The organism is Peribacillus muralis, assembly GCF_001645685.2.
Lineage (GTDB): Bacteria > Bacillota > Bacilli > Bacillales > DSM-1321 > Peribacillus > Peribacillus muralis_A.
In genome coordinates this window covers 2,835,302-2,858,794 of record NZ_CP017080.1, presented here as the reverse complement: position 1 = coordinate 2,858,794, position 23,493 = coordinate 2,835,302, and the positions used below count along the sequence as shown (strand labels likewise).

The 23,493-nt window shown below is 41.6% G+C and carries 22 protein-coding genes; 17 read left to right on the top strand and 5 right to left on the bottom strand.

Annotated features, from left to right (window positions below; translation table 11 throughout):
* Positions 1–44 precede the first annotated feature (44 nt).
* Positions 45–953: a MerR family transcriptional regulator gene (locus ABE28_RS13825; protein ID WP_064462902.1), complete on the bottom strand. Its 909-nt coding sequence runs from the start codon at positions 951–953 to the stop codon at positions 45–47.
* 332 nt (positions 954–1,285) lie between these two features.
* Between ABE28_RS13825 and ABE28_RS13820 the strand changes: the two genes are divergently transcribed.
* From ABE28_RS13820 to ABE28_RS13795, 7 genes are all read left to right on the top strand, one after another.
* Entirely contained in the window at positions 1,286–2,824 is a 1,539-nt protein-coding gene (locus ABE28_RS13820; protein ID WP_064462900.1) for a phytoene desaturase family protein, read from the top strand.
* 11 nt (positions 2,825–2,835) lie between these two features.
* The gene (locus ABE28_RS13815) at positions 2,836–3,708 is read left to right on the top strand and encodes a phytoene/squalene synthase family protein (protein ID WP_064462898.1); all 873 of its coding nucleotides are present in this window, start codon (positions 2,836–2,838) and stop codon (positions 3,706–3,708) included.
* 87 nt (positions 3,709–3,795) lie between these two features.
* Positions 3,796–5,301 (top strand): phytoene desaturase family protein, encoded by a 1,506-nt coding sequence (locus tag ABE28_RS13810; RefSeq protein ID WP_064462896.1) that lies wholly within the window; start codon positions 3,796–3,798, stop codon positions 5,299–5,301.
* A gap of 303 nt (positions 5,302–5,604) precedes the next feature.
* Positions 5,605–5,859, top strand: coding sequence for a glycosyl-4,4'-diaponeurosporenoate acyltransferase CrtO family protein (locus ABE28_RS26120; RefSeq protein ID WP_373921346.1), 255 nt, complete (start codon positions 5,605–5,607; stop codon positions 5,857–5,859).
* 406 nt (positions 5,860–6,265) lie between these two features.
* Positions 6,266–7,714, top strand: a complete 1,449-nt coding sequence (locus tag ABE28_RS13805; protein WP_064462894.1) for a sensor histidine kinase — start codon at positions 6,266–6,268, stop codon at positions 7,712–7,714.
* On the top strand, positions 7,711–8,397 hold the full coding sequence (locus tag ABE28_RS13800) for a response regulator transcription factor (protein WP_064462892.1): 687 nt from the start codon (positions 7,711–7,713) through the stop codon (positions 8,395–8,397). Before ABE28_RS13805 ends, ABE28_RS13800 begins: the two co-directional genes overlap by 4 nt.
* Before the next feature lie 270 nt (positions 8,398–8,667).
* Positions 8,668–9,366: an ankyrin repeat domain-containing protein gene (locus ABE28_RS13795; protein WP_156775776.1), complete on the top strand. Its 699-nt coding sequence runs from the start codon at positions 8,668–8,670 to the stop codon at positions 9,364–9,366.
* A gap of 262 nt (positions 9,367–9,628) precedes the next feature.
* Here ABE28_RS13795 and speB read toward each other — a convergent pair whose 3' ends face one another.
* Positions 9,629–10,597 (bottom strand): agmatinase, encoded by a 969-nt coding sequence (gene speB / locus ABE28_RS13790; protein WP_064462890.1) that lies wholly within the window; start codon positions 10,595–10,597, stop codon positions 9,629–9,631.
* Between the two features lie 367 nt (positions 10,598–10,964).
* Between speB and ABE28_RS13785 the strand changes: the two genes are divergently transcribed.
* Complete coding sequence (locus ABE28_RS13785) at positions 10,965–12,311, top strand: APC family permease (protein ID WP_373921279.1); 1,347 nt, start codon at positions 10,965–10,967, stop codon at positions 12,309–12,311.
* A 269-nt stretch (positions 12,312–12,580) separates the two neighbouring features.
* On the opposite strand, the gene ABE28_RS13780 is transcribed toward ABE28_RS13785, so the two are convergent.
* Entirely contained in the window at positions 12,581–13,432 is an 852-nt protein-coding gene (locus ABE28_RS13780; protein ID WP_064462886.1) for a MurR/RpiR family transcriptional regulator, read from the bottom strand.
* A gap of 200 nt (positions 13,433–13,632) precedes the next feature.
* Here ABE28_RS13780 and ABE28_RS13775 point away from each other — a divergent pair, with 200 nt between their 5' ends.
* The 5 genes from ABE28_RS13775 to ABE28_RS13755 all read left to right on the top strand — a co-directional run bounded on the left by ABE28_RS13775 (position 13,633) and on the right by ABE28_RS13755 (position 18,484).
* Positions 13,633–14,019 carry a PTS sugar transporter subunit IIA gene (locus ABE28_RS13775; protein WP_064462884.1) on the top strand — a complete coding sequence of 129 codons (387 nt, stop codon included), beginning with the start codon at positions 13,633–13,635 and terminating at the stop codon, positions 14,017–14,019.
* 21 nt (positions 14,020–14,040) lie between these two features.
* Positions 14,041–14,511, top strand: coding sequence for a PTS sugar transporter subunit IIB (locus ABE28_RS13770; protein WP_064462882.1), 471 nt, complete (start codon positions 14,041–14,043; stop codon positions 14,509–14,511).
* Between the two features lie 37 nt (positions 14,512–14,548).
* Positions 14,549–16,135: a PTS system mannose/fructose/sorbose family transporter subunit IID gene (locus ABE28_RS13765; RefSeq protein ID WP_218971328.1), complete on the top strand. Its 1,587-nt coding sequence runs from the start codon at positions 14,549–14,551 to the stop codon at positions 16,133–16,135.
* 9 nt (positions 16,136–16,144) lie between these two features.
* Positions 16,145–16,846 (top strand): N-acetylmannosamine-6-phosphate 2-epimerase, encoded by a 702-nt coding sequence (locus tag ABE28_RS13760; RefSeq protein WP_064463641.1) that lies wholly within the window; start codon positions 16,145–16,147, stop codon positions 16,844–16,846.
* A 360-nt stretch (positions 16,847–17,206) separates the two neighbouring features.
* Positions 17,207–18,484, top strand: a complete 1,278-nt coding sequence (locus ABE28_RS13755) for a Glu/Leu/Phe/Val family dehydrogenase (RefSeq protein ID WP_064462880.1) — start codon at positions 17,207–17,209, stop codon at positions 18,482–18,484.
* 110 nt (positions 18,485–18,594) lie between these two features.
* On the opposite strand, the gene ABE28_RS26115 is transcribed toward ABE28_RS13755, so the two are convergent.
* Positions 18,595–18,765, bottom strand: a complete 171-nt coding sequence (locus tag ABE28_RS26115) for a hypothetical protein (RefSeq protein ID WP_257390588.1) — start codon at positions 18,763–18,765, stop codon at positions 18,595–18,597.
* A gap of 54 nt (positions 18,766–18,819) precedes the next feature.
* Between ABE28_RS26115 and ABE28_RS13750 the strand changes: the two genes are divergently transcribed.
* Entirely contained in the window at positions 18,820–19,068 is a 249-nt protein-coding gene (locus tag ABE28_RS13750; protein WP_064462878.1) for a biotin/lipoyl attachment domain-containing protein, read from the top strand.
* A 107-nt stretch (positions 19,069–19,175) separates the two neighbouring features.
* Here ABE28_RS13750 and ABE28_RS13745 read toward each other — a convergent pair whose 3' ends face one another.
* Positions 19,176–19,916 (bottom strand): IclR family transcriptional regulator, encoded by a 741-nt coding sequence (locus ABE28_RS13745; RefSeq protein ID WP_064462875.1) that lies wholly within the window; start codon positions 19,914–19,916, stop codon positions 19,176–19,178.
* A gap of 172 nt (positions 19,917–20,088) precedes the next feature.
* Here ABE28_RS13745 and ABE28_RS13740 point away from each other — a divergent pair, with 172 nt between their 5' ends.
* From ABE28_RS13740 to ABE28_RS13730, 3 genes are all read left to right on the top strand, one after another.
* Complete coding sequence (locus tag ABE28_RS13740; protein ID WP_064462873.1) at positions 20,089–20,976, top strand: dimethylarginine dimethylaminohydrolase family protein; 888 nt, start codon at positions 20,089–20,091, stop codon at positions 20,974–20,976.
* Complete coding sequence (locus ABE28_RS13735) at positions 20,969–21,730, top strand: dimethylarginine dimethylaminohydrolase family protein (protein WP_064462871.1); 762 nt, start codon at positions 20,969–20,971, stop codon at positions 21,728–21,730. Before ABE28_RS13740 ends, ABE28_RS13735 begins: the two co-directional genes overlap by 8 nt.
* A gap of 73 nt (positions 21,731–21,803) precedes the next feature.
* Positions 21,804–23,435: a M20/M25/M40 family metallo-hydrolase gene (locus ABE28_RS13730; RefSeq protein WP_064462870.1), complete on the top strand. Its 1,632-nt coding sequence runs from the start codon at positions 21,804–21,806 to the stop codon at positions 23,433–23,435.
* Positions 23,436–23,493: the final 58 nt, after the last annotated feature.

Sequence of the window (23,493 nt, the reverse complement as noted above, 5' to 3'; positions counted from 1 at the left end):
ATGCCTTATCATTCATCAAGCTGCCCCGAAGTTCCTGCTTCCTACTATTGCTTCAAAGACAGGATATCTTCAATGCTGTTGGTAACACATATGTTGTTGATCGTTTTATCTTTAGTGTATAGCATCGCACCAGCTCCACCTAAATAAAACTCGATTGTTTTATTTTCAGCAGCGAATGAATCAAGGGTTTTAAGTAAATCAGGATCCTTTTCGAATGGAAGTGTCGTCGAAGCAGATAGCAGCACTTTTCTGGGTTTCAATCTTGTAACTAATGATTGAATGGATCCAGGAGCCGGTGAAGCACCTATCAGGGTCGTTTTCCAGCCTCTTAACATGAAGCGTAACAAAATATAGTGTACAGGTATCTCATGATGTTCATGTGGAAGGCATGCGCCTAAAACTAATGACGCTTTATCCGCGTATTGAAAGTTACGGCGTATTTGGACAAGAAAATCCTTCACTACCATGCTTGAGACAGATTCCTGATATTCATCCCATTCACCGCTTTCCCACCTATCACCGACTTCTATTAAAAAAGGGGAAACGACGGTTGTTAGGAATTTTTCTAAACCGTAAAAGTGGTAAGCCTGTTTTAAAACTACAAGTAAATCCAATTCATTACACGTGTACCCTTTTTCAATCAACCGAATCACATAATCATTTAAATCTGGGTTAAAAGCACTATTGGACTGTACCTCTGCTTTTTCCTCCGTAAGTAGCCCCTCTTTTGCGAAATTAGCTGCTTGTTTAATGGAGAATCCCTTTTTTTGAAGCGATTTTATAGTTAAAAGAGTGTTGATATCTTCCTTGCTGTAAAGTCGGTATCCATTCTCATGGCGGACAGGTTGTATGATGTCATACCTTTCTTCCCATTTTCGGATAACTTGTTTGGAAAGTCCTGTAACAGCTGAAACATCTTTTATATAAAACGTACCACCACGAGTATGATTCATAGCTTTCATCCTTTATATCGAAATATTTTATGTATAATCTGCGGCTTCGAACGTATAATGAAAATCCTATAATATTGTACAAGCCATTTAACGGAATGTATATAGTGACTTGCTTATTCACTCTATTGGCTTAGACAGGATGGTCAACTGTTTTGTATAATGTTTATCATTAAACATTATACAAAACAGTTGACAACTAAACAACTTCCTAGCAATAATTAAATCAATACTTTTAATATCGTTAAAATTGACTTTCATCTATTTTGTCGATAAAACTGGCAGACTATTTGAACTTATACAAAAAAATAATGAATATGATATTGGGGGAAACCATGGTAAATAAAAAGAAAGTAATCGTTGTGGGAGCGGGTGTAGCTGGATTGGCAAGTGCAATCCGATTGCAGCATGCAGGGTATCAAGTAGAAATATTCGAAAAAGAATCGATGCCCGGTGGGAAAATGCACAGAATTGAAAAGGATGGCTACAAATTCGACTTAGGACCAAGCATCGTCATGATGCCTGAGCTTTACCAGGAAATTTTTGAACTGGCAGGCCGTAATCCTGATGACTATATTCCAATGGAGAAATTAGATCCGATGTATTCCGTTTTCTTTGGAAGCGAACCGGAAGATGCATATGAAATCTCTTCAGACTTAGTGGATTTAATGAAGACCTTGGAGAAAATTAGCGACGAAGATGCAGAAGGTTTCTTGAAGTATCTTCAAAAAATCTATGAACGGTTTGTTGTTGCAAAAAATCATTTTATTCAACGGCCGTTCCGACACGCGTCTGATTTCTATAACCCATTCATGATTCGTCAAGCATTGAAATTGAAGACTTTCGATAATGCCGATCATTTTATCGGGAAATATGTGAAGAATGAACGCCTTAAGCAGATGATTAGTTTTCAAACCTTATACATAGGTGTATCTCCATACAATGGACCTTCCTTATATACCATTATCCCGATGATCGAATTACTCTATGGCGTTTGGTTCATCAAAGGTGGAATGTATACGATGGCCCAGTCCATGGAACGACTGTTTTTAGAGTTAGGCGGCAATGTGCACTATAACGTGAGTGTTCAAGAAATCCTGATTGAAAATCAGCAAGCCCTTGGCATTAAAGTGGATGATAAAGATATTTATTCCGACTACGTACTTTGTAATGCAGATTTTCCATATGCGATGAAAAATCTGGTCAAAGACACGAAATCGAAAGGCAAGTATACCGATAAAAAAATTGACAGCATGAAGTATTCCTGTTCGTGTTTCATTATGTATTTGGGAATGGATCGGAAATATGAATCGCTGAAAACGATCCATAATTTTGTATTTAGCGAAGGGTTAGAGAAGAACTTAACAGACATTTTTGATGGACGGATTTTAGATGACCCATCCTTTTATGTTTATCTCGGCTCAAAGCTTGATCCTTCATTGGCTCCAGAAGGAAAAGATGGGATTTACATTTTGGTGCCTGTATCTGATTTGTCCACCTCGGAATACGAATGGAATGATGAGACGATAAGCTATTACCGTTCAAAAGTGTTCGAATCTCTTAAAAAAGTAGAAGGCCTTGAAAATATTGAAAATGAAATTGTTTCGGAATCCTATATGACACCGCCTGATTTTGAATCAAAATTCAATGCCTATAACGGTGCCTGCTTCGGCTTACGTCCTAACCTGGCACAAAGTAATCATCTTCGCCCACAGAGTAAAGCTAAAAAATGTGAAAATCTATATTTTACTGGAAGCAGCACTCACCCTGGTGCCGGAGTCCCCATCGTATTACTTTCAGCTAAAATCGCTACAGAAGAATTGATTTTGGATGATCATGGCAGTAAGCAGGTATTACATGCAGGTAATAATTAGGAGGTCGGCCAATGAGATTGACTGATCAAACACAATTGGACAAAGATTATCGGTATTGTGAGGACATCATCAAGCAGAATTCTAAAAGTTTCTATTTTGCTTTTTTAGGATTACCGAAGGAGAAAGCAAACGCCGTTTATGCCATCTATGCTTTTTGCAGGATTGCAGATGATAGTGTTGACTTGGGGGGGCACAGGTCAGAAAAAATCAACGCTTTAAACCGTATAAAACAGGAGTTGAGCTTGTTCCAGGCAAATAAGGAAATGGACCAGCCACTTTGGAGAGCTTTAAGAGATGTGTTTACCCGTTATGAAATGGATATTCAGCCTTTCTTTGATCAGCTGAATGGTCAGAGGAGGGACATTGATTTCACAATTCCTCAAACAATGGGGGAGGTAGAAGAATATAGCTATTATGTTGCAGGGACGGTTGGTTTAATGCTCTTGCCCATCATTGCTTCAGAATCAAAACAAGACCTCACTCAGCAAGCGATATCTCTTGGCGTGGCTATGCAAATTACTAATATATTAAGGGACGTCGGGGAGGACTATAGAAAAAATGATCGAATTTACTTGCCGTTGTCCGAGATGAAATCGGAGTCGTACACTGAGGAGGATATCAAAAAAGCCATAATCAGTATCGGCTTCATCAGGATTTGGGAAAAGATGGCCCGTCGTGCCGAAGAGTTGTTTGATGAATTTCAAGAAGGCGTCCATTATTTTGATAAAGACAGCCAATTCCAGGTTTTGCTATCGGCACGTCTTTATCGTGGAATCTTAAACGCCGTTAGGGATAATAAATATGACTGCCTTTTGAAGAGGAACTTTATATCTCCAGAAGAAATGGAGCAAATTCAACAAGAAACCAAGGTTTTAACTGTGTGATGCTATCCTGCCTTTCGCTCCCGCTTCGATATGGAAAAGGTCAGCGATTGTCTATATTTTAAAAAAAGAATAAGGAGAGTGGGCGTCATGACCGAAGCCAATAAAACGGTTGTCATTATTGGAGGCGGGCTGGGAGGACTTTCAGCCGCAATATCCATGGCCCAAAGTGGTTATAAGGTTTCACTTTATGAAAAGAACGGCCATCTTGGAGGTAAATTGAATCGACTGGAACAGGATGGCTTTGGTTTCGACCTTGGCCCGTCGATTTTGACCATGCCTCAAATATTCCAAACATTGTTTGTAAAAAGCGGCCGCGATATGGCTGACTATATCCCTACCATTCGATTAAAAAATGAATGGCGTTCCTTCTTTCCGGACGATTCGATCATAGATCTCTATGGAGATTTGACTTTGATGCTGCAGGAAAACTCTTGTTTGAGCGAAAAGGACATAGAGGAATACAAACATTTTTTAGACTATGCCCGCCGGATATATGAGGTGACCGAAGAAGGATACTTTGATAAGGGCTTAGATTCGACGATGGAAATCTTTAAACAGCATGGTTTGTTAGAATCCTTTAAAGGCTTTGATCTTTTTTCAACGATGTATGATGCCATCAGGAAACGAATCAGCAATCAAAAGCTCCGGGATATGCTCGCTTATTTTATTAAATATGTAGGGTCTTCTCCATATGATGCACCTGCCGTTCTTAATATGATGATCTATATGCAGCATGCTCAAGGTGTTTGGTACGTCCCTGGTGGGATGCATCGAATCGCTCAAGGTATGGTCAAACTTGCAACTGAATTAGGTGTGGAATTATATACTGGAAAAGCGGTCAAAAAACTCATCAGGAAAGGACCTTCAAGGGAAATCATAGCAGCAGAGCTGAATGATGGATCGAGGAAAACAGCAGATTATTTTATCTCCAACATGGAAGTGATTCCAGCTTATGAAAAGTTATTGGATGAAAAACCGAAATTCATCAAAAAGCTTGAAAAACGTTTTGAGCCATCCAGTTCTGGGCTAATCCTGCACTTAGGTGTACGCAAAACATACCCTCAGCTGTCACATCATAACTTTTTCTTTTCTAATAACTTACACGAACAAATGAATAAAGTATTCCGTGACCATGAACTGCCCGATGATCCAACCATATATGTGGTCAATGTGAACAAAACAGATCCATCCCAGGCACTTCCTGGACATGAAAATATTAAAATACTTCCACATATCCCTTATATTCAAGATAAACCATTCACTCAGGATGATTACATAAAGCTTCGTGAACGTGTATTAACGAAATTGGAGAAAATGGGCTTGACGGATTTGCGTCAAAATATTGTTACGGAAGACATGTGGACGCCACATGATATTGAAACAATGTATGGATCACATCGCGGATCCATTTATGGCACAGTCTCCCACCGTACGAAAAACCGTGGATTCAAGCATGGAAAGCAAAGTGAACGATACGATAATCTCTACTTCGTGGGGGGGACCGTTAATCCTGGCGGTGGAATGCCCATGGTAACGTTAAGCGGCCAGCAAGTACGGGATAAAATCGTGCAAAAGGATTCCGCTCAAGGCTAATTCACCTGCAAATCTATTTCGAAAAGAAAAATGGAGAAGAATTATGTATGTTTCAGAACTGGGTGTTTTATTTAATGAAATTGACGATGCAGACAGGCATTTGGCAGGATGAATGCAACCGAAGCGATTAACCCGCCTTTTGCCAGGCGGGTTGGAAATAATCATCGATATTGCTGCATCGTGTTTTTTTATAGGAATATCACTATTTTCTGTGAATGTACCTGATCGAATATTCATTAATAAACCGGGTAAAAGGCTGTGAAAATAACGTCAAGTGTGGCACATGTATTGCCTAGTGAAAATATGGAAAGATTACATACCGGATGGATCAAAATAATCAAACGCAGTTTTGAAAAGAAAGGGCTTCAAGGAACGGATACAAGCTCTTTTACGACATTCATATTGGAATCAAAACGCGCAAAATTAACTCACTGGCTTTCGATCCTTCCAGCGGGTTTCTTTTTCCTATGGAGTCTATGCTATCCTTTTTTCCAATCAATATCGTTCAAACATATAATTGTGCCCGCTTGCAACACTTGGTGGCAAGGAGGAAATTAACCTATCCTAAGTAAGCGGTGAGAGGGAGTATATCTAATCTCCTGGAATTTGGAGGTAGCCCAACAATGTTGACGATCCTAATTAAAGAACGAATGGATGAATAACAAGGGAATGATTTGACATGACTGATCGAACCCACGCAAACAATACCCCATCTACTCTCCTCTTATAATATCTTGTCCAGTATAATCAAGGAAACTAGCCACATAGAAGAGAAGCGGCACGCTTTTATAAAAATCGTGAAGGAACGTACCATTAAGTCATATTGTACTTCAATGTTTAGGGATTTTTCATACTTACTTTAGAAAATTTTAAGATTTTTGTGCTATTGTAGTGGTAAACTCGCATTTTGAGCACGAATAAATTAGTAAAAGAAGCACTGAAACGTACAACCGGAGTTGATTGAATGTCAATTAAAACGAGGTTTCTCTTATCTTACGTCGGGGTGATCCTATTCTCCATCGCTTTGTTATTGGTCGCTGGGTTTTTAATTATTTTTGCAATAACTGGCGATGCAAACGCCATCGAAAATTTTTACAAAAAATCTTATGTCCAGAAACCATTGACAACTGTTGAGGAAACGGCATTTCTCGATTTGAAGCTCTTGGCTAAAAATAAACCTGAACAGCTTTTGAAAGAAAATCAATTGAAGGAAATTAAACAGAAGGGCATCGACATCGTCGTCAGAAAAGATTCGAAGATCGAGTTTACGTCGCTCTCCTTTAATAAGCAGGTACTTGGCAGGTCCCTTCCAGGGTTTGAAGCAACGAACATCAATACGAGGGATACGATTAAGTTTGATGACTTTTTTTATACGTATGTAAAGTTTGATTTTTATTTTTCTGATAAAAGCCAAGGAAGTATATTTGTGTTGCGAAAGGCGAGTTCCTCTGCCGAGCTGGCTCGGGAGTTATTTCCTATTTTATTCGGGCTGTTACTATTTCTATTCATTATGATCATCGGGCTGTTAAACTATTTAGTTTCAAGAAGCATCATCAAACCGATTTCGCTTCTTAAGGAAGGAGCTAATCGGATTAAATCAGGTGATTTAAACTTTGAAATAAAAGCTGTTTCCAATGATGAAATCGGACAAATGAATCGGACCTTCGATGAAATGAGGATAAAATTAAAAGAGTCCGTCAAGATCCAGCTTCAATATGAAGAAAACAGGAAAGAACTCCTATCAAATATTTCGCATGATCTGAAAACACCGATTACTTCGATCATCGGATATGTTGAGGGGATACAGGATGGTGTAGCCAATACCCCGCAAAAAATGGAAAAATACTTATCGACTATCCATATAAAGGCGAAAGACCTGGATTCTTTGATCGATGAATTATTCCTATTTTCCAAGCTGGATTTAAATAAAGAACCATTCACTTTTGAAAATGTCGAACTGAATCAATTTATCAGTGACTATGTGGAAGAAATTCAATTGGATTTCCTTCAAAAGGGGACACAAATTGAATGGAATCAATTGGATGAACCAATATTCGTGACAGCGGATAGGGAAAAATTAAGGCGAGTATTGGCTAATTTAATCAGTAATTGCATGAAATATGCGGAGAGGGATGAAGTGAACATTTCCATTAGTTTGCATGAAGGACAGGAAGATGCAGTTGTAAAGGTTACGGATAACGGGCAAGGAATAGATCCTGCTTCCCTCCCTTTCATTTTTGACCGTTTTTACCGAGCAGAACAATCGAGGAATTCCCAGACTGGTGGAAGTGGCTTAGGGCTTGCGATTGCCAACCAAATTATACGAGAGCATCAAGGGGATATTTGGGCTACAAGCGAGAAAGGAAAAGGCACAAGTGTCTTCTTTACCTTAAAGAAAGGTGAGCAGAAATGAAAAAAATATTACTTATTGAAGATGATGTCAGCATTGCTGAACTGCAGCGGGATTATTTAGAGATTGATGATTTTATAGTCAACATTCAACATACTGGTGATGCAGGACTTCAGCAGGCCCTTCAAAAAAACTATGATCTGATTATTCTCGACATCATGCTTCCCGGCGTGAATGGATTTGAGATATGCAAGCAAATACGTGCTGCCAGGGATATACCGATATTGATCGTGTCAGCCAAGAAGGAGGATATCGATAAAATTCGAGGACTTGGCTTAGGGGCTGACGATTATATCACGAAGCCCTTTAGCCCAAGTGAATTGGTTGCCAGGGTGAAAGCGCATTTAGCCCGCTATGATCGTTTGGCAGGGAATCAATCCAAAATGAATACTGTTTTCGTTCATGGTATTTCGATAGATAAGGCTTCGCGTAAAGTTCAAATCCATGGCAGTGAAGTGCCCTTCACGACAAAGGAATTCGATTTGTTACTGTTTCTTGTGATGCACCCGAACCAAGTGTTGAGCAAAGAACAACTATATGAAAGTAATTGGGGAATGGAGTCGGCCGCTGATGTCTCGACTGTGACCGTTCATATTAGAAAATTACGTGAAAAAATCGAAAGAGACCCAGCACATCCTAAATACCTGGAAACGGTTTGGGGTGCCGGGTATCGATTCAATGTATAGATGGTCTTTGCATTACCCGTCACAAAAGTGGCGGTTTTTTATAATCATTAATGAAATTTTGAAAGATGTTAAGCTTTTTTTAAGAAATTGCATGACGGGAGTTAATGATTAGGCTTTACCCTCATATTGGACGGATAAAAAGTTTCAGCTAAGTATTAATGGGAGGGAGACCGAACAGGGCTGGGTTCAAGCTTGAGTCAATGGGTTCAGCGGAATGGAAGGCAGATGTAACGAAGATCGGAAACGAATGATAAAAGGGACGTGTTATGGATGTGGAAGTGGATGGTTGTAATGGTGGGATGTCTTTTCTTGCTTCAAGCATGTGCGCCTGATTCCAAGAAGCAATTGAGAAAAATGGGGGATGAAGAGATTGAATTGAATGAACAACTTTTTCAAGCTGCAAAAAAGGAAGATACGGAAACGATAAGTAAGTTGATAGAGGGCGGAACTGATATCGATTCTCAGGATTCAAAGGGGAGGACAGCCCTTATGATCGCTACTTATCATAATGATCTTAAGACGGCAAAAATTCTAATCGCAGCAGGTGCAGACGTCAACATCCAAGATAATCTGAAAAACAATCCTTTCTTATATGCTGGTGCAGAAGGGTATCTAGAAATCCTCAAGGCTACGATTGATGCAGGTGCAGACCCTGCGATGACCAACCGATATGGAGGAACGGCATTGATTCCTGCTTCCGAACATGGGTATGTCCACGTGATCAATGAGCTTTTGACACAAACTGATATTGATATAAATCATGTCAATAACCTAGGTTGGACGGCATTATTGGAGGCGATTCTTTTGAATGATGGAGGGGAACGGCAACAGGAAACCGTGCAATTGCTGTTAGATCATGGGGCTGATGTGAATTTAGCCGATCATGAAAAAGTGACCCCATTACAGCACGCCCGAATGAAAGGCTTTAAGGACATTGAACAAATATTGATGAAAAAAGGAGCGCAATGACCACATAATAACGAAAAAAGGAATATGAAAAATACAGTCAGTTCATGCAACGACCTATTATCAATTATCACAAACGTAAAGAACAGGGATGCCTGATACCACATTGTTATTCAAATGAAAATCCTTGTTCGGTAGGTGGGCCATAATAGAAGATGACAAGAAGGGCCATTTTTTATTAAATGGCCCTTCTTGCCTGTGGTGGAGGGTGTCCTCCTAAATATCAAATGAAGTATTCAACCCTTGGTCGCGGCCACTTGCTGTCTTAGCTTTTTTGACTATTTTCTACTGGTATTTCTTGATCTGCCCTTAATTTCAGGGCTACTAAACTGGCAAAGTCATGAATGATGGTGGCCGCCAATAAGGAGGTGATTTGGGTTGGGTCATAGGGTGGGAGAACCTCAACCAGGTCGAAGCCGATGAAGTTGAATCCGTGCAGGGAGCGAATCAGCTCCAGCGTTTCAAAGCTACTCAATCCACCGACCTCCAACGTACCCGTTCCAGGAGCGCACGAGGGATCAACGAAATCGATATCGAAGCTCAAGAAACATGGTGTATCCCCTATGGTCTTTTTGACTTCCTTCACGACATCCATAATCCCTCTTTCCTTCAGCTGAGGCGTGGTTATCACGGTATAGCCCAAATCTGTACTGGAATCAATATCCCCGGGATGATTGAGCGTCCCTCTAATTCCAATTTGGAAAACTTTATCGGTTTGAAGCAATCCCTCCTCATATGCACGGATGAACGGTGAACCATGCCAATATTTCTCTTCATAATACGTATCCCATGTGTCTGTATGTGAATCAAAATGGAGAAGTGCAACTGGTCCATGAATTTTTGCGGCAGCTCTTAAATTGGCCAATGTAACGGAGTGATCTCCTCCAATACCGATTGGGATGATTCCTGTTTTCATCAATTCTGCCATTGCCGTTTCTATCAATTCATAGCTTCGGTGGATATTATGGGGAATCACTGAAACATCCCCAATATCAATGGCGTTACACTCGTCAAATGGAAATACTTTGTGAATGGGATGATACGGGAATAAAGTCATGGATGCCTGACGGACAGCCTGTGGAGCGAACCTTGCTCCTACCCTGAATGAAGCGGCTGTATCAAAAGGCAGGCCAACCACTGCCAATTTGGCATTTTCTCTTGAAGAAGGTAAGCGCATAAATGATCCAGTGGTACAAAACTCCGGTTTTACATCCGGTGATAAAGGATATTTCATTTTTTATTCCTCCATTTTCTTTTCGCCATTAATCGTCTGCATACTCCCTCTTGTCAAATGCAATTGCCATGCCAATTCACCGAAAGCGATTTTCAACCCGTTCTCTACCGTTTTCCTTTAGGGATTTTATGCAATCGCGAATAAACTATCGAAAAATGAATCGTGATGCAGCAGAAACCATGGCTCCATCTGCACACATGAACCTTGGATAATTCAGGAATGGCGGTTATTGACGTAAGACATGTGCAATTGGCATGATATTTGCTACTAGATATTCAGGTTGGTTTTTTAAGAAGGAGGGAGGTCTTATCAATATTTAGAGATTGTAAAACCAAAAGATTGAAAGCGGTTACAAGGAGGAATGATAGTGGAAAATGATGCGAAACTGAAACGAACGCTAAAATTATGGCAAATTGTTATGATGGGATTGGCTTATATGACTCCGATGGTCGTATTCGATACATTTGGTATCGTTTCCGGAATCACCGGAGGGCATGTGCCGACTGCTTATATCGTTGCATTGGTTGGCATGCTTTTTACAGCCTCAAGCTACGGAAAACTCGTAAAGGTTTTTCCGGAAGCGGGCTCGGCATACACGTATACGCAAAAGGCGATCAGCCGCCATTTAGGGTTCCTTGTAGGGTGGTCCTCGTTGTTGGATTATCTGTTTTTACCGATGGTAAATGCATTATTGACCAAAATTTATCTAACAGCATTATTTCCAGAAGTACCAACATGGCTATGGGTAGTCCTGTTCGTTGCCATTGTAACCATTCTTAATCTGCGGAGTGTGAATGTACTGGCTAACTTCAATGCTCTTTTTGTAGTGATTCAGATAGCCATCATGACGGTGTTCATCGTTCTAGTAATCAGGGGACTGCACAGTGGAGAAGGGACAGGGGAGGTGTTTACGATTCAGCCATTTGCACAGGAAGGTATGGATTATTCTTCCATTGTAACTGGAGCTACCATCCTTTGTTTTTCCTTTTTGGGGTTTGATGCCGTAACGACATTATCGGAGGAAACGCCAAATCCGACAAAAACGATTCCGAAAGCCATTTTTCTGACGGCTCTATGGGGCGGAATGATCTTCATTATCTCCTCATTTTTTATCCAGCTCTTTTTTCCTGATATCTCCCGTTTCAAGGAACCTGACGCTGCCTTGCCGGAAATCGCCCTATACGTGGGTGGGAAGCTGTTCCAATCGATTTTTTTATGTACGACTCTCGTCAATACGCTTGCATCGGGACTGGCGTCGCATGCCAGCGTATCACGCCTATTGTATGTAATGGGCCGCGATAAAGTGTTTCCGGAAAAATGGTTTGGCTATATTCATCCTAAATGGAAAACACCTGCCATCAATGTACTCATCGTGGGGATCATTGCCTTGTCGGCCTTATTCTTCGATTTAGTGACGGCCGCATCACTGATTAACTTTGGTGCATTAATGGCCTTTACTTTCGTAAATCTGTCGGTGATCAGCCATTTTATCATTAAGGAAAACAAGTATCGAACGATAAAGGGATATTTCCATTACTTAATCATGCCCCTGATCGGGGCGGTATCCATTGGCATTCTTTGGATCAACCTTGAGACAAGTTCCCTAATCATGGGGGTGGGCTGGTTTTTGATTGGATTTTGTTATCTGCTATACATTACAAAAGCATTCCGGACAGCCCCGCCTCAATATCATGTGGAAGAAATACAGCTATAGACTTCACAACACAAACGGCATCTTGGAAGGCTGCGTTCAAATCATAGACGAAAGGGGTACGGATTTTTCCAATTCCGTACCCCTTTTTAAATTCTTTCCTTAAGTGAAGAATGGGTTATATTTGATGATGTTAGTCCCTTATTGGTTTTTTGTATTTTTTTGACAAAACATTAAAGTTCAATTTCAAAACCGAGAATGGTTCATGGCTCGCAACAGATGTATGGAAGGCAGTGAGCGCTTCACTTGTCGAGCATATGTGTCCTGTACATTCATCTTCTCAGACGAAGGATTTCTTCTCTGGCCTTTTGATAATTATCGATCGTCTGTTTGTCGATGCGGTGAAAAACGCTTAAGTAAAGGGCATCGACCATGTTAAGCTGCATGATTCTCGATGCAATGCTGCCGATTCGGTGATCATGTTCAATGTCAGGAAAGCAAAGCTGTATCGTAGCGAGTTTCAATAGAGGAGACTTTGAGTAGGCGGTTATGGCCACAATGGGAACGTCAATTTTTTTTGCATAGGAAGCCATCTCCAAAACATCCTTCGTTTTACCGGATGTTGAAAAAAGGACCAATGCATCTTGTGAAGTGAAATTGGAAACATACGAGATAACGGTATGAAAATCCGTGTTCATCCCTGTCGCTACGCCAAGTTTGGCGAATTTATGACTGGCATCCAATGCAGCTGTAGAAGAGCCGCCCACTCCGAAAAAGGCAATCCGCTTTGCCAGGCTTAAGCATTCTACCGCTTTATCAAACTCTTTCTTATTCAATGTTTGTTCTAGCGAATCCAAGGCGATTTTATTGCTCATCGTTACCTTTTGAAAAAGTTGGTAAGGAGTATCATTCTCACGTAATAAAGAAAGGTCATTAATATTGGTATGGTTCGAACTCAATTCTTTCACCAAGGTAAGTTGAAAGGTTTTAAAACTTTCAATGCCCATCCGTTTACAAAAACGGACAACGCTCGCTTGGGAAACATTAGCGTTAATCGATATTTCAGAAATCGTGTACGTTTGCACCAAATCGGCATGTTCCAATATATATTGGGCTACTTGCCGTTCTGCACGTGACAGTGAGTCGGATTTTTCTTTGATTTTTTGTAATAAAGATGAGCTCATAATTGTCCTCCTTGTAAGAGATATCCTTATTACATTTATATCACAATTGAAATTTCATTTGGTCCATTTGCAGAAAATAATGTCATTTTTGAAATTTTATTTCTTGTTTTTTATGTAAAAATGTTGATATTTTAATTCTGTTTATATATCATGATTAAAGATAGAATATTTTAAAAATTCAAATATAAGGAGGTGATAATTTGAATAGGGCCATTTTACTTGTAAGTCATGGCAAACTAGCCTTGACGATGAAGGAATGTGTGGAACTGATTACAGGAAAACAAGAACATCTCTATGCATTGAGCATGGATGCGAACGAAACGTTCGAATCATTTTCAAGCCAGCTCGGAACTTCAGTCAATCAACTGCGGGTCTGCCATCAAGAGATTATCATACTGGCAGATATTAAAGGCGGTTCCCCATGCAATGCAGCTACACTTCAAGTGTTGGGAGGGAGCGATATACACGTAATCGCCGGTTTCCATCTGGGTTTGGTGATTGAATGCTGCCTATCACCTGCTAGTCCGGGAGAGTTAATCGCCAATGCTTCCCAAAGCATTAGTCATATAAACTCAGTAATCAAATAATAATCGTCAAGGAGGTTGGTCATGAGCATTGTTATTACCCGAATAGATGAACGGCTTATACATGGACAGGTCGCTTATTCATGGAGCGTTGCTTATCAAGTCACGGAATATCTTGTAATTGATGATGAAGCGGCGAACGACCCGACCCAAATCCTGCTGCTTAGTATGGCAGTCCCTTCCGGAAAAAAACATGCAATACTTTCCGTCGAAAATGCAGTGAGATATTTAGCTGCACAGCCGGAGTCCGTGAAAACATTCATCGTCGTTAAAAGTCCCCATGTTCTCTTATCCCTGATTGAAAAGGGAATTACCCTGCCTTCAATAAATGTAGGCGGCATGTATTATAAACCTGGTAAACAGGAAATAAGTAAAACTGTCTATTTGGACGAAGAAGATAGGGATGTCTTTCGAAAAATAAGAGGTCACGGGATCGCCTGTGAAATCAGGACATCACCAAGTGACAAATCCATCGATTTATTCACGAAAATATAGTCGGGAAAGAACGTCATTTATTATAGGAGGAGAAAAAGTGGAGATTGGCATCCTTTCGGCCGTTTTGCTTAGCGCTTTTGTTGCAGTTCTAATGACTGAAAATTATGGGTACGGATATTGGATGATCAGCCGACCGATTTTTGCGGGCCCTTTACTAGGTTTAATGATGGGCGACCTCCAAACGGGATTGATCGTAGGGGCAAGCGTCGAATTGATGTTCATGGGGGTGCTGCCGATAGGTGGGAGCGTCCCTCCCAATGCACAAATTGCAGGCCTGATTGGTACGATTTTTGCGATCAGTGCTGGAGGTAAACCGGAGGTTGGAATTGCCCTGGCCTTGCCAATTGGCATTCTGGCACAGCTTTTGATCATGCTTGCTTGGAACTTCAATATGTATCTCGTGCATCGTGCTGACAATGCTCTAAAAGAGCTTAATCTAAAAAGGGCAGGACGGCTTCATCTGTCTGGTTTGATCGTTTTTTTTACAGTTATGTTCATTCCGACATTTTTGGCTGTTCACTTCGGGAGTGACTTTGTAAAGAACTTTGTGGATTCCATGCCTGCTTGGTTTATGGATGGTTTAAAGGTTTCTGCTGGAATTCTGCCTGCCATTGGTATGGCGATGCTTCTGAAAATGATGAACTTCAAGAAGTATTGGTCATTTTTCCTGATTGGATTCGTACTGGCCGTTTATTTGGAACTTCCTGTACTGTCGATTGCCTTGTTGGGTCTTGGAATTGCAATAAGCATTTCGGTGGTGATGAATAAGGGGGATAACCGTGACATGTCTCTTCCATCACCCCAGCGAGGTGAGATGGAAAAGGCGAAACTGACAAGGAAGGATTTAATCATCACTTTTTTTCGTTCCTTCTTCAGCATGACGTCCATAAATTATGAGCGGTATGGCAGTTTAGGATTTTGCTATGCGGTAATGCCGGCACTCAAAAGACTCTATGGAGATGATGAGGAATTAAAAGAAGCAATTGTCCGCCATAATGAGTTTTTTAACTGTCATCCGTATACTACTAATGCCATCATCGGTGTGACACTTGCCTTGGAGGATCAACGGGCGCAAGGAAAACCAATCACCTCTGAAACCATTTCTTCCACGAAAGCCGCTTTGATGGGGCCTCTTTCTGGGATTGGTGACTCTGTGTTCAAAGCGACCTTCATGACCATTTTTGCGGCAATCGGTGCTGGCTTGGCATTGGGGGGCAACCCATTAGGTCCGATCATATTCATCGTGCCCAATGTATTGCTGAACATTATCTCGCGTTACTACGGCTTGATGTATGGGTACCGGTTTGGAATGAACCTAATCTTAAAAATGAAAGATTCGGATATTCTCAATAAGTTTGTACAAGGGGCAACCATAGTGGGATTAATGGTAACGGGATCAATGATCGTCAATTTCGTTCATGTGGGTGTGGCCGCTAAATGGAACTTCGCTGGCAAAGAAATCGTCCTGCAAGAACTTCTCGATTCGATCTTGCCCGGGCTTTTGCCCCTCATCTTGACGCTTGTCTTCTTATGGGTGCTGCGAGAATATAAGAAGGCAATATACTGGCTCATCCTCTTTTGCTTTGTTGTCGGTCTAGCTGGTAAATTTTTTGGAGTATTGTAGGTGATAAGGATGGATAAAAAAAGTATATTGAAGACGTTTAAAAATGGCTTGATTGTGTCTTGCCAGGCAAGGGAAGGATGGCCCATGTATGGGGCGAATATCATGGGTGCCTTAAGCAAGGCTGCAGAAAAAGGTGGCGCCGTTGGAATAAGGGCAACCGGGCCTGAAAATATTGAAGCGATCAGGAAGGTAACGGCATTGCCTATCTTGGGGATTCATAAACAATGGTCTGATGAATGTGAGGTTTATATCACCCCTACCTATGAAAGTGCTAAAAGCATCATTGATGCTGGAGCCTGCATTGTAGCCTTGGATGGCACCCAACGAAGGCGTCCTGGGGGAGAAACGCTGGAAGGAATTATAGGGAAGATCCATAATGGGCATCCCGGTATTTTAGTGATGGCAGATTGTGCGACTTTTGAAGAGGGACAAATCGCAGAAGAACTGGGAGCGGATATCGTATCAACGACATTATCCGGGTATACGGAGGAAACTAAGCTTGTAAAAGAAGTCGATTATGATCTCATTCGTAAACTAGCTGCTGCATGTGAAGTCCCCATCATTGCTGAAGGTCATATCCACACGAAGGAACATGCTCGAAAAGCCATTGAAAGCGGTGCTTTTGCCGTCGTGGTTGGAACGGCCATAACTCGTCCGGAAATTATCACTAAATGGTTTGTAGATGAATTGAAGCTGTTGCGAGAAAAATAGACACCTAGGGAACGATTTTTTTGGCTGTCTCCATTGCACAAAACGAGTTGATGTGAAAAGGGCGTTCATCAGCCCTTTTTTTGTTGCTTGAATTAGTCCGCTGCAATCTAGTTCAAGCATATTTCATTTAATGTACTCATCCATGGAGGTGGATTTAGTAATAAGGCATATGCATGGCTAATGCTTTCAGTTTCATAATATGCAAACCTGAATGGCTTATGAATCCATACATAAGTGAGAAAGGATGAAGGTCAACGGAGTAGAAGGCACACTCACGTTATACGTCTGCATACCCGGTGTTTTCAAAACTGGCATGAAAGTTGCTTAATAGTTTAATAAAAATAAAAGTGAGGTGCTATAATGACAAACAAAACAAAGCTGATGGAAACACGACAAACGGATAATCCCCTGCAAGAGTTCCAGGATATCTTAAAAGAAGCGGTTCAAGTTTCAGGCTATCCGGATTCCGTTTATCAATTTTTAAAGGTGCCGATGCGATTTTTGGAAGTCAGCATTTCCATCCAAATGGATAATGGTGAAACGAGGATGTTTCAAGGATATCGAGCCCAACATAATGATGCGACAGGACCGACGAAAGGAGGAATCCGGTTTCACCCGGAGGTCACAGCTGAAGAGGTTAAGGCCTTGGCGGGTTGGATGAGCTTGAAATGCGGAATAACGGATCTTCCTTATGGAGGGGCAAAGGGTGGGATTGTTTGTGACACCAGATTGTTGAGTTCGTCTGAGCTAGAACGATTAAGCAGAGGATATGTCAGGGCAGTCAGCCAGATAGTGGGACCGACCAAGGATATTCCTGCACCGGATATGTATACGAATTCCCAAATCATGGCGTGGATGCTCGATGAATACGATCATATCAGGGAATTCGATTCACCCGGCTTCATTACCGGCAAGCCTCTGACATTAGGCGGATCCAAGGGACGGGAAACGGCTACCTCCAAGGGCGTGTTATATACGCTTCAAATGGTCTGTGAATTAGAGAGGATTCCCATTCAAGGTCTGCGTGTGATCATCCAGGGGTTCGGAAATGTTGGCAGCCACTTAGCTTTGTATTTGCACGAATTGGGGGCAAAAGTGGTTGGGATAGCGGATGAGTATGGGGGCTTATATGACCCGGATGGGTTGGACATTCCATATCTTTTGGAGAAAAGGAACTCTTTTGGTGTCGTCTCCAATTTATTCAAAGAATCATTATCGAATTCCGACATCCTGGAAAAGGAATGCGATGTACTGATTCCTGCGGCAATTAGCGGCGTGGTACATAAAGAAAATGTCGAACGGTTGCAATGTAAAATCGTGATTGAAGCCGCAAACGGGCCGACAACAAAAGAAGCAATCAAACTTCTTGATGAAAAAGGTATCATCCTCGTTCCGGACATTCTGGCCAATTCAGGGGGAGTGATCGTCTCATATTTTGAATGGTGCCAAAACAATCAAGGATATTACTGGTCAGAAGAGCTTGTGGATGAACGATTGAAAGAAAAGATGGCAGAAAGCTTTTTGAATGTCCATCATACCTCCCAAAAATTTTCGGTGAATTTGAAGGTTGCAGCATATATAGAAGGGATACGCAAAATCGCAGAAGCATCAAGGCTTCGAGGGTGGATTAGGTACTAAAATGATGCGAGCTGGAAGGAAGGAGACTATGCCATGAATTTTGACATTCTTTCCGAAATTAAAGAAAACGAAGCGATCGACCATTATTGGCTATAGTCCAAAAAATATGGTTATGATGTGACCATTGTATATTCGGCGCAGTTTTTCGGTAAAGCAATGGTAACCTCCATGCAAGCGGAAGGATGATCCTGATGTGTGCCGACGATATTCCTTTGGATCGATATGGTCCCGACGCTTGGCATCGAACTGGAAGATATCCTTGAATTCCAATACTTTCTCAAGTTAGTCCTGCAATCCCCGTTTATTTTTGGGAAATAGTAAGAGGAGGTATATAAATGTATCTTGATGTGATCCTTTGCCCATGCGAAGGCATGGTTGAAAAAATTTCGATATCCAAAAACTCAAGATTTTACGAATGGGAACAGTTATTTCAAATCAGGAGGCCAGATGGCTGTATAGAGATCATCGATATTGGTCTCAGCGGTGAGATACAGTCATTGGAGGTAATGGAAGGGGAAGAAGTGGTGACAGGGGAGGTCCTCGCCTATTTTCGAGAAGATTCATTCGTGACCGGCAGCGATTAATAGTAAGCGAAAGAAGATGATATGACTCATCTTCTTTTTTCATTCATTCATTCATCCTCCCTGCCTTGCTGGTTAAGGAAAGAAACGGAAGGGCCATGGCTGACTTGTCATGGTCCCCTATATCCTAAAATGGAAGAAATACGCTTACCTGTTTCCATCACATTTTGAATGAGAAAATCAAGTCTGTCCCTTTTTAAATTAAAGCTGACAAAACCGATACTCACTCCGCCATGCACTTCCCCAAAATGGTTTAAGATCGGAACGGCTACAGAAGAGGTGCCTTCCGTTCTCTCATTGTGGCTAATTCCGTATCCCAACCTTTTGGTTTCTTTCAATATATCCCAAAAAGCGGCCCTTTCCTGTAAAGGAAGAAGAGACTCTATGATTGCGTTTGCTTGACTATATGGCATGTAGGCTAACATAGCTTTATTGGCAGCACCGATATGCATAGGAATTCTCGAGCCAAGCTGATCATAAACACGGATTTGGCTTTTTTCACTATCGATTCGTTCAATGATGAGGGACTCCATTTCCATTGGCTGGCTGAGGTAGACACTTTCCTCCACTTTATTCATCAGCCTTTCCAACTCAGGCCTTATTTGACTGATATAATCCATTTTGTCGTACATCCGCAAGCCATATTCGAGCCATATATTCCCTAAACCATAATGCTTGGATTGCTCATCTTGTTGAATTAAACCATGCTTGGACATGGCTTTTAACAAACGATGCATGGAACTTACAGGAAGATCACATTCTTGGGAGAGATCCGTAATTGAGAGCCAATTTACCGATGAATTGGAAACTAATACGTTAATGACATTCATCGCACGGTCAATCGATTGCATAAACATTCCACCTATCTTTCCGTACAGAAGTCTTGAAGATATATTGTTTGAATATTTAAAACATATTGACATTATAGCATGGGTAATTTTATAATAAAAGAAAAATTCCTATTGGCGGAAATGTTTTCCGCATTGTGGAAAAGGAGGAGTGGAAGTGGTTTATTGTTCGTCTATGTATGCCCCTTTAGAACGTGTCATCGTTAAACATCCGCACGATGCATTTATTAGTCAAGTACATTTATATGATAAGTGGGAAACGTTCAATTTTTCCGAAGAGCCGGATTTTAAAGAGGCTGTAAAGGAGTTTGGTGATTTCATTTCCATTTTGGAGAAATATGTAGCCAACATCAATTACTTGCCCGCATCGAACGAAGTGGGCATTGACTCCTTATACGCGCATGACCCAGTCAAGTTCACAAGCGAAGGAGCGATTATTTTAAAGTCCGGAAAAGAACTTAGGCAGCCTGAGGCCCGTGTATATAAGCATTTTTGCATGGATAATGACATCCCGATCATTGGCGAATTAACGGGTGATGCGGTTGCCGATGGCGGCGATCTCGTTTGGCTGGATGATAGGACTCTGGTTGCAGGACTTGGTTACCGGACTAACGCCGAGGCTATCCGGCAATTGAAAGAAATGACTGGACATCTAGTGGATGAATTCATCGTAGTCCAGATTCCCCATGATCTAGGCGAGGCAGAGTGTCTCCATCTAATGTCCTTCTTCAGCATGATTGACCATGATTTGGCTGTCGTCCATTCTCGCCTTATGCCAGTCTACTTCAGAAAACTCCTTATTGAACGAGGCATCCAGCTTATCGACGTGCCAGAAGACGAATATATGAACCTAGGCTGCAATGTACTTGCCTTGGCTCCAAGGGTTTGTGTAATGACTGAAGGGAACGCTTACACAAAGCAAAAGCTTCTAGATGCTAACGCCACTGTATATGAATACAAAGGAACTGAAATCAGTTACAAAGGCACAGGCGGTCCAACCTGTTTGACATGCCCGGTAGTACGAAAAAAAAACGTGAATAATGGGGGAATGAGCTATGTATAAACATGTCATCGTAAAAACACCAGGAAGAAGTTATATTAATGGATTAACAACATCAGATCTCGGCACACCAAACTATGCGAAAGCATTAGAGCAGCATGCCGCTTATGTGGAAGCCTTGAAAAAGTGCGGAGTCGAAGTGACACACCTGCCTGCAGATGAAGAGTTTCCCGATTCGACATTCGTTGAAGATACAGCCATCATTGCCTCGGAATTTGCGGTCATCACGAATCCAGGCGATGTCGCTAGAAACAAGGAAATAGTAGCTATGGAGCCCACCCTGAAGGAGTTTTACGAAACGGTTCACCATATAAACACTCCGGGAACTTTAGATGGAGGCGACGTACTTCAAGTCGATGATCATTTTTATATCGGCATATCCGACAGGACAAATGAGGAAGGTGCACAGCAGTTAAAGAGAATCGTAGAATCCGAAGGCTATAAAGGGACAATTGTTCCCTTAAAAAAGTTCTTTCATTTAAAGACAGGGATTGCGTATTTGGGAGATGATTTAATTGTTGCCGCAGGTGAGTTCATTGATCATCCAGATTTTACCCGATACAAAAAAATCACGGTGTCAGCTGAAGACGAATACTCGGCAAACTGCATTCTAGTCAATGACTATGTGATCATCCCAAGCGGATATGAACAGACGAAACGTAAATTGAATGAAGCTGGGTATGAAACGATTGAGCTGGAGATGTCTGAGTTCCAAAAGCAGGACGGCGGTTTGAGTTGTTTATCGCTCCGCTTTTAAATAAAGGTAAATGCGGGAAAGCATGAATGCATGCTTCCTGGCATTTTGATGAAATCCGGAAAGGGGGATTACAATGGGTCATTTACAATGGGGAACTCCGGAAGCGCTTCGTGCATTATTATGTGAGCTTGTGAGCTGGGAAAGCAGGACGCTTACAGAAGGAGAGATCACATTTCCTTATAAAGTCCAGGAGAAATTAGGTAAGCTTGATTTTTTCAAGAAGAATCCGGCCAATCTATCACTTCATGAAGTTGATTTAGGGAGGCACTTCGTCAATGCGTTTTATAAGCATCCTGAAGTGAAAGAAACAATCGTATTGATTAGCCATTTTGATACGGTACAGACAGAGGAATATGGTGACCTCGAGATACTGGCTTTTCAGCCAGAACAGCTTACGAAAAAACTTCATGAACGAAAAGATGATTTGCCTGAAGAAGCGCGCATCGATCTCGAATCGGGTAAATACTTATTTGGCAGGGGAACGATGGATATGAAAATGGGGCTAGCCCTACATATGGCACTCATCGAAAAAGCAAGCATGGAAGAATGGCCGATCAATCTCCTGCTCGTAACCGTTCCTGATGAGGAAGTCAATTCTGCCGGGATGAGGGCAGCAGTCAAAGAGCTTGTCGCCTTACGTGATAAACATGGGCTCTCGTATAAAATGTTTTTTAATAGTGAACCATCTTTTTCACAGAAACCTGGAGACGAAAGACATTATATATATTCTGGAACAATGGGGAAAATCATGCCAGCGGCGCTTTTTTATGGGAAGGAAACACACGTGGGCGAGCCATTGAAGGGGATGACAGCTAACTATATGGCTTCGTTCCTTACACAGCTCATGGAGTGGAACCCTTCATTTTTGGAAAGAGATCTCTCGGAGGAAACACCTTTGCCTGTATCACTTCAGCAAAAAGATTTGAAATTGCAATATTCAACACAAACGCCTTACCGCGCAGCAGCGCTTTATAATGTTTTCATCATGAAGAGAAGCGCTGCGGATATCATGGATATTTTTGAGAAGGTTGCAGAAGAAGCAGCGATAAAGTGCAATGAGTCCTATAAGGCTATATGCCAACGTGAACGAATGGAAGGGGTAGGCGAAGTACAGGTGCTGCGCTACGAAAAGCTGCTATCCTATGCCGTCGGGAAATTCGGGGCGGAACTTGTCGAGCAAATAAAAAGAGGCGTCCAGGCAAATACGGATTGGGATGAGCGGGAAAAATCAATGCGGATCGTTGAAAAACTGATGATACAATGCCAGGAGCTTGCACCCGCCATTGTCTTGCTGTTTGCGCCGCCCTACTATCCTGCCGTCAATACATCCAGTGATCCGCTTATCATTGAGTCCATTAAACTATTAAAGGAAACGGCGAAATCATTTAAGGAAGAAGTCAGCCAGGTTCATTATTTCAATGGTCTTTGCGATCTGAGCTATGTTCAGTATAAGGATGATTCTGATGGCTGGACATCGTTTGAAAAGAACACGCCAGTTTGGGGGGATAGTTATAGCATTCCATTTGATGATATGCTGCAACTTCAAGCACCGGTGCTCAATGTAGGTCCATTCGGAAAGGATGCACATCAGCGAACTGAGCGGCTTCACATCGATAGTGCCTTCATTCAGACTCCTTTCATGCTTGAAAGATTAATCAAAAGCATGATGGAAATCCCTGATGGGGAATTGAAGGAGGCTCCATGATCCTTCGGCAGATAAAACAGCATGCGAGGATGAATTAACGTAAAGGTCAAGGCTGTAG

Bases quoted from the DNA above. Each gene is read 5' to 3' on its own strand.
- ABE28_RS13805 (WP_064462894.1), top strand. From the start codon at position 6,266: ATGTCAATTAAAACGAGGTTTCTCTTATCTTACGTCGGGGTGATCCTA.
- ABE28_RS13780 (WP_064462886.1), bottom strand. From the start codon at position 13,432: ATGAGCTCATCTTTATTACAAAAAATCAAAGAAAAATCCGACTCACTG.
- ABE28_RS13815 (WP_064462898.1), top strand. From the start codon at position 2,836: ATGAGATTGACTGATCAAACACAATTGGACAAAGATTATCGGTATTGT.
- speB (WP_064462890.1), bottom strand. From the start codon at position 10,597: ATGAAATATCCTTTATCACCGGATGTAAAACCGGAGTTTTGTACCACT.
- ABE28_RS13770 (WP_064462882.1), top strand. From the start codon at position 14,041: ATGAGCATTGTTATTACCCGAATAGATGAACGGCTTATACATGGACAG.
- ABE28_RS13735 (WP_064462871.1), top strand. From the start codon at position 20,969: ATGTATAAACATGTCATCGTAAAAACACCAGGAAGAAGTTATATTAAT.
- ABE28_RS13745 (WP_064462875.1), bottom strand. From the start codon at position 19,916: ATGCAATCGATTGACCGTGCGATGAATGTCATTAACGTATTAGTTTCC.
- ABE28_RS13760 (WP_064463641.1), top strand. From the start codon at position 16,145: ATGGATAAAAAAAGTATATTGAAGACGTTTAAAAATGGCTTGATTGTG.
- ABE28_RS13795 (WP_156775776.1), top strand. From the start codon at position 8,668: ATGTGGAAGTGGATGGTTGTAATGGTGGGATGTCTTTTCTTGCTTCAA.
- ABE28_RS13810 (WP_064462896.1), top strand. From the start codon at position 3,796: ATGACCGAAGCCAATAAAACGGTTGTCATTATTGGAGGCGGGCTGGGA.
- ABE28_RS26120 (WP_373921346.1), top strand. From the start codon at position 5,605: ATGGAAAGATTACATACCGGATGGATCAAAATAATCAAACGCAGTTTT.
- ABE28_RS13820 (WP_064462900.1), top strand. From the start codon at position 1,286: ATGGTAAATAAAAAGAAAGTAATCGTTGTGGGAGCGGGTGTAGCTGGA.
- ABE28_RS13750 (WP_064462878.1), top strand. From the start codon at position 18,820: ATGTATCTTGATGTGATCCTTTGCCCATGCGAAGGCATGGTTGAAAAA.
- ABE28_RS13740 (WP_064462873.1), top strand. From the start codon at position 20,089: ATGTATGCCCCTTTAGAACGTGTCATCGTTAAACATCCGCACGATGCA.
- ABE28_RS13730 (WP_064462870.1), top strand. From the start codon at position 21,804: ATGGGTCATTTACAATGGGGAACTCCGGAAGCGCTTCGTGCATTATTA.
- ABE28_RS13755 (WP_064462880.1), top strand. From the start codon at position 17,207: ATGACAAACAAAACAAAGCTGATGGAAACACGACAAACGGATAATCCC.
- ABE28_RS13800 (WP_064462892.1), top strand. From the start codon at position 7,711: ATGAAAAAAATATTACTTATTGAAGATGATGTCAGCATTGCTGAACTG.
- ABE28_RS13825 (WP_064462902.1), bottom strand. From the start codon at position 953: ATGAATCATACTCGTGGTGGTACGTTTTATATAAAAGATGTTTCAGCT.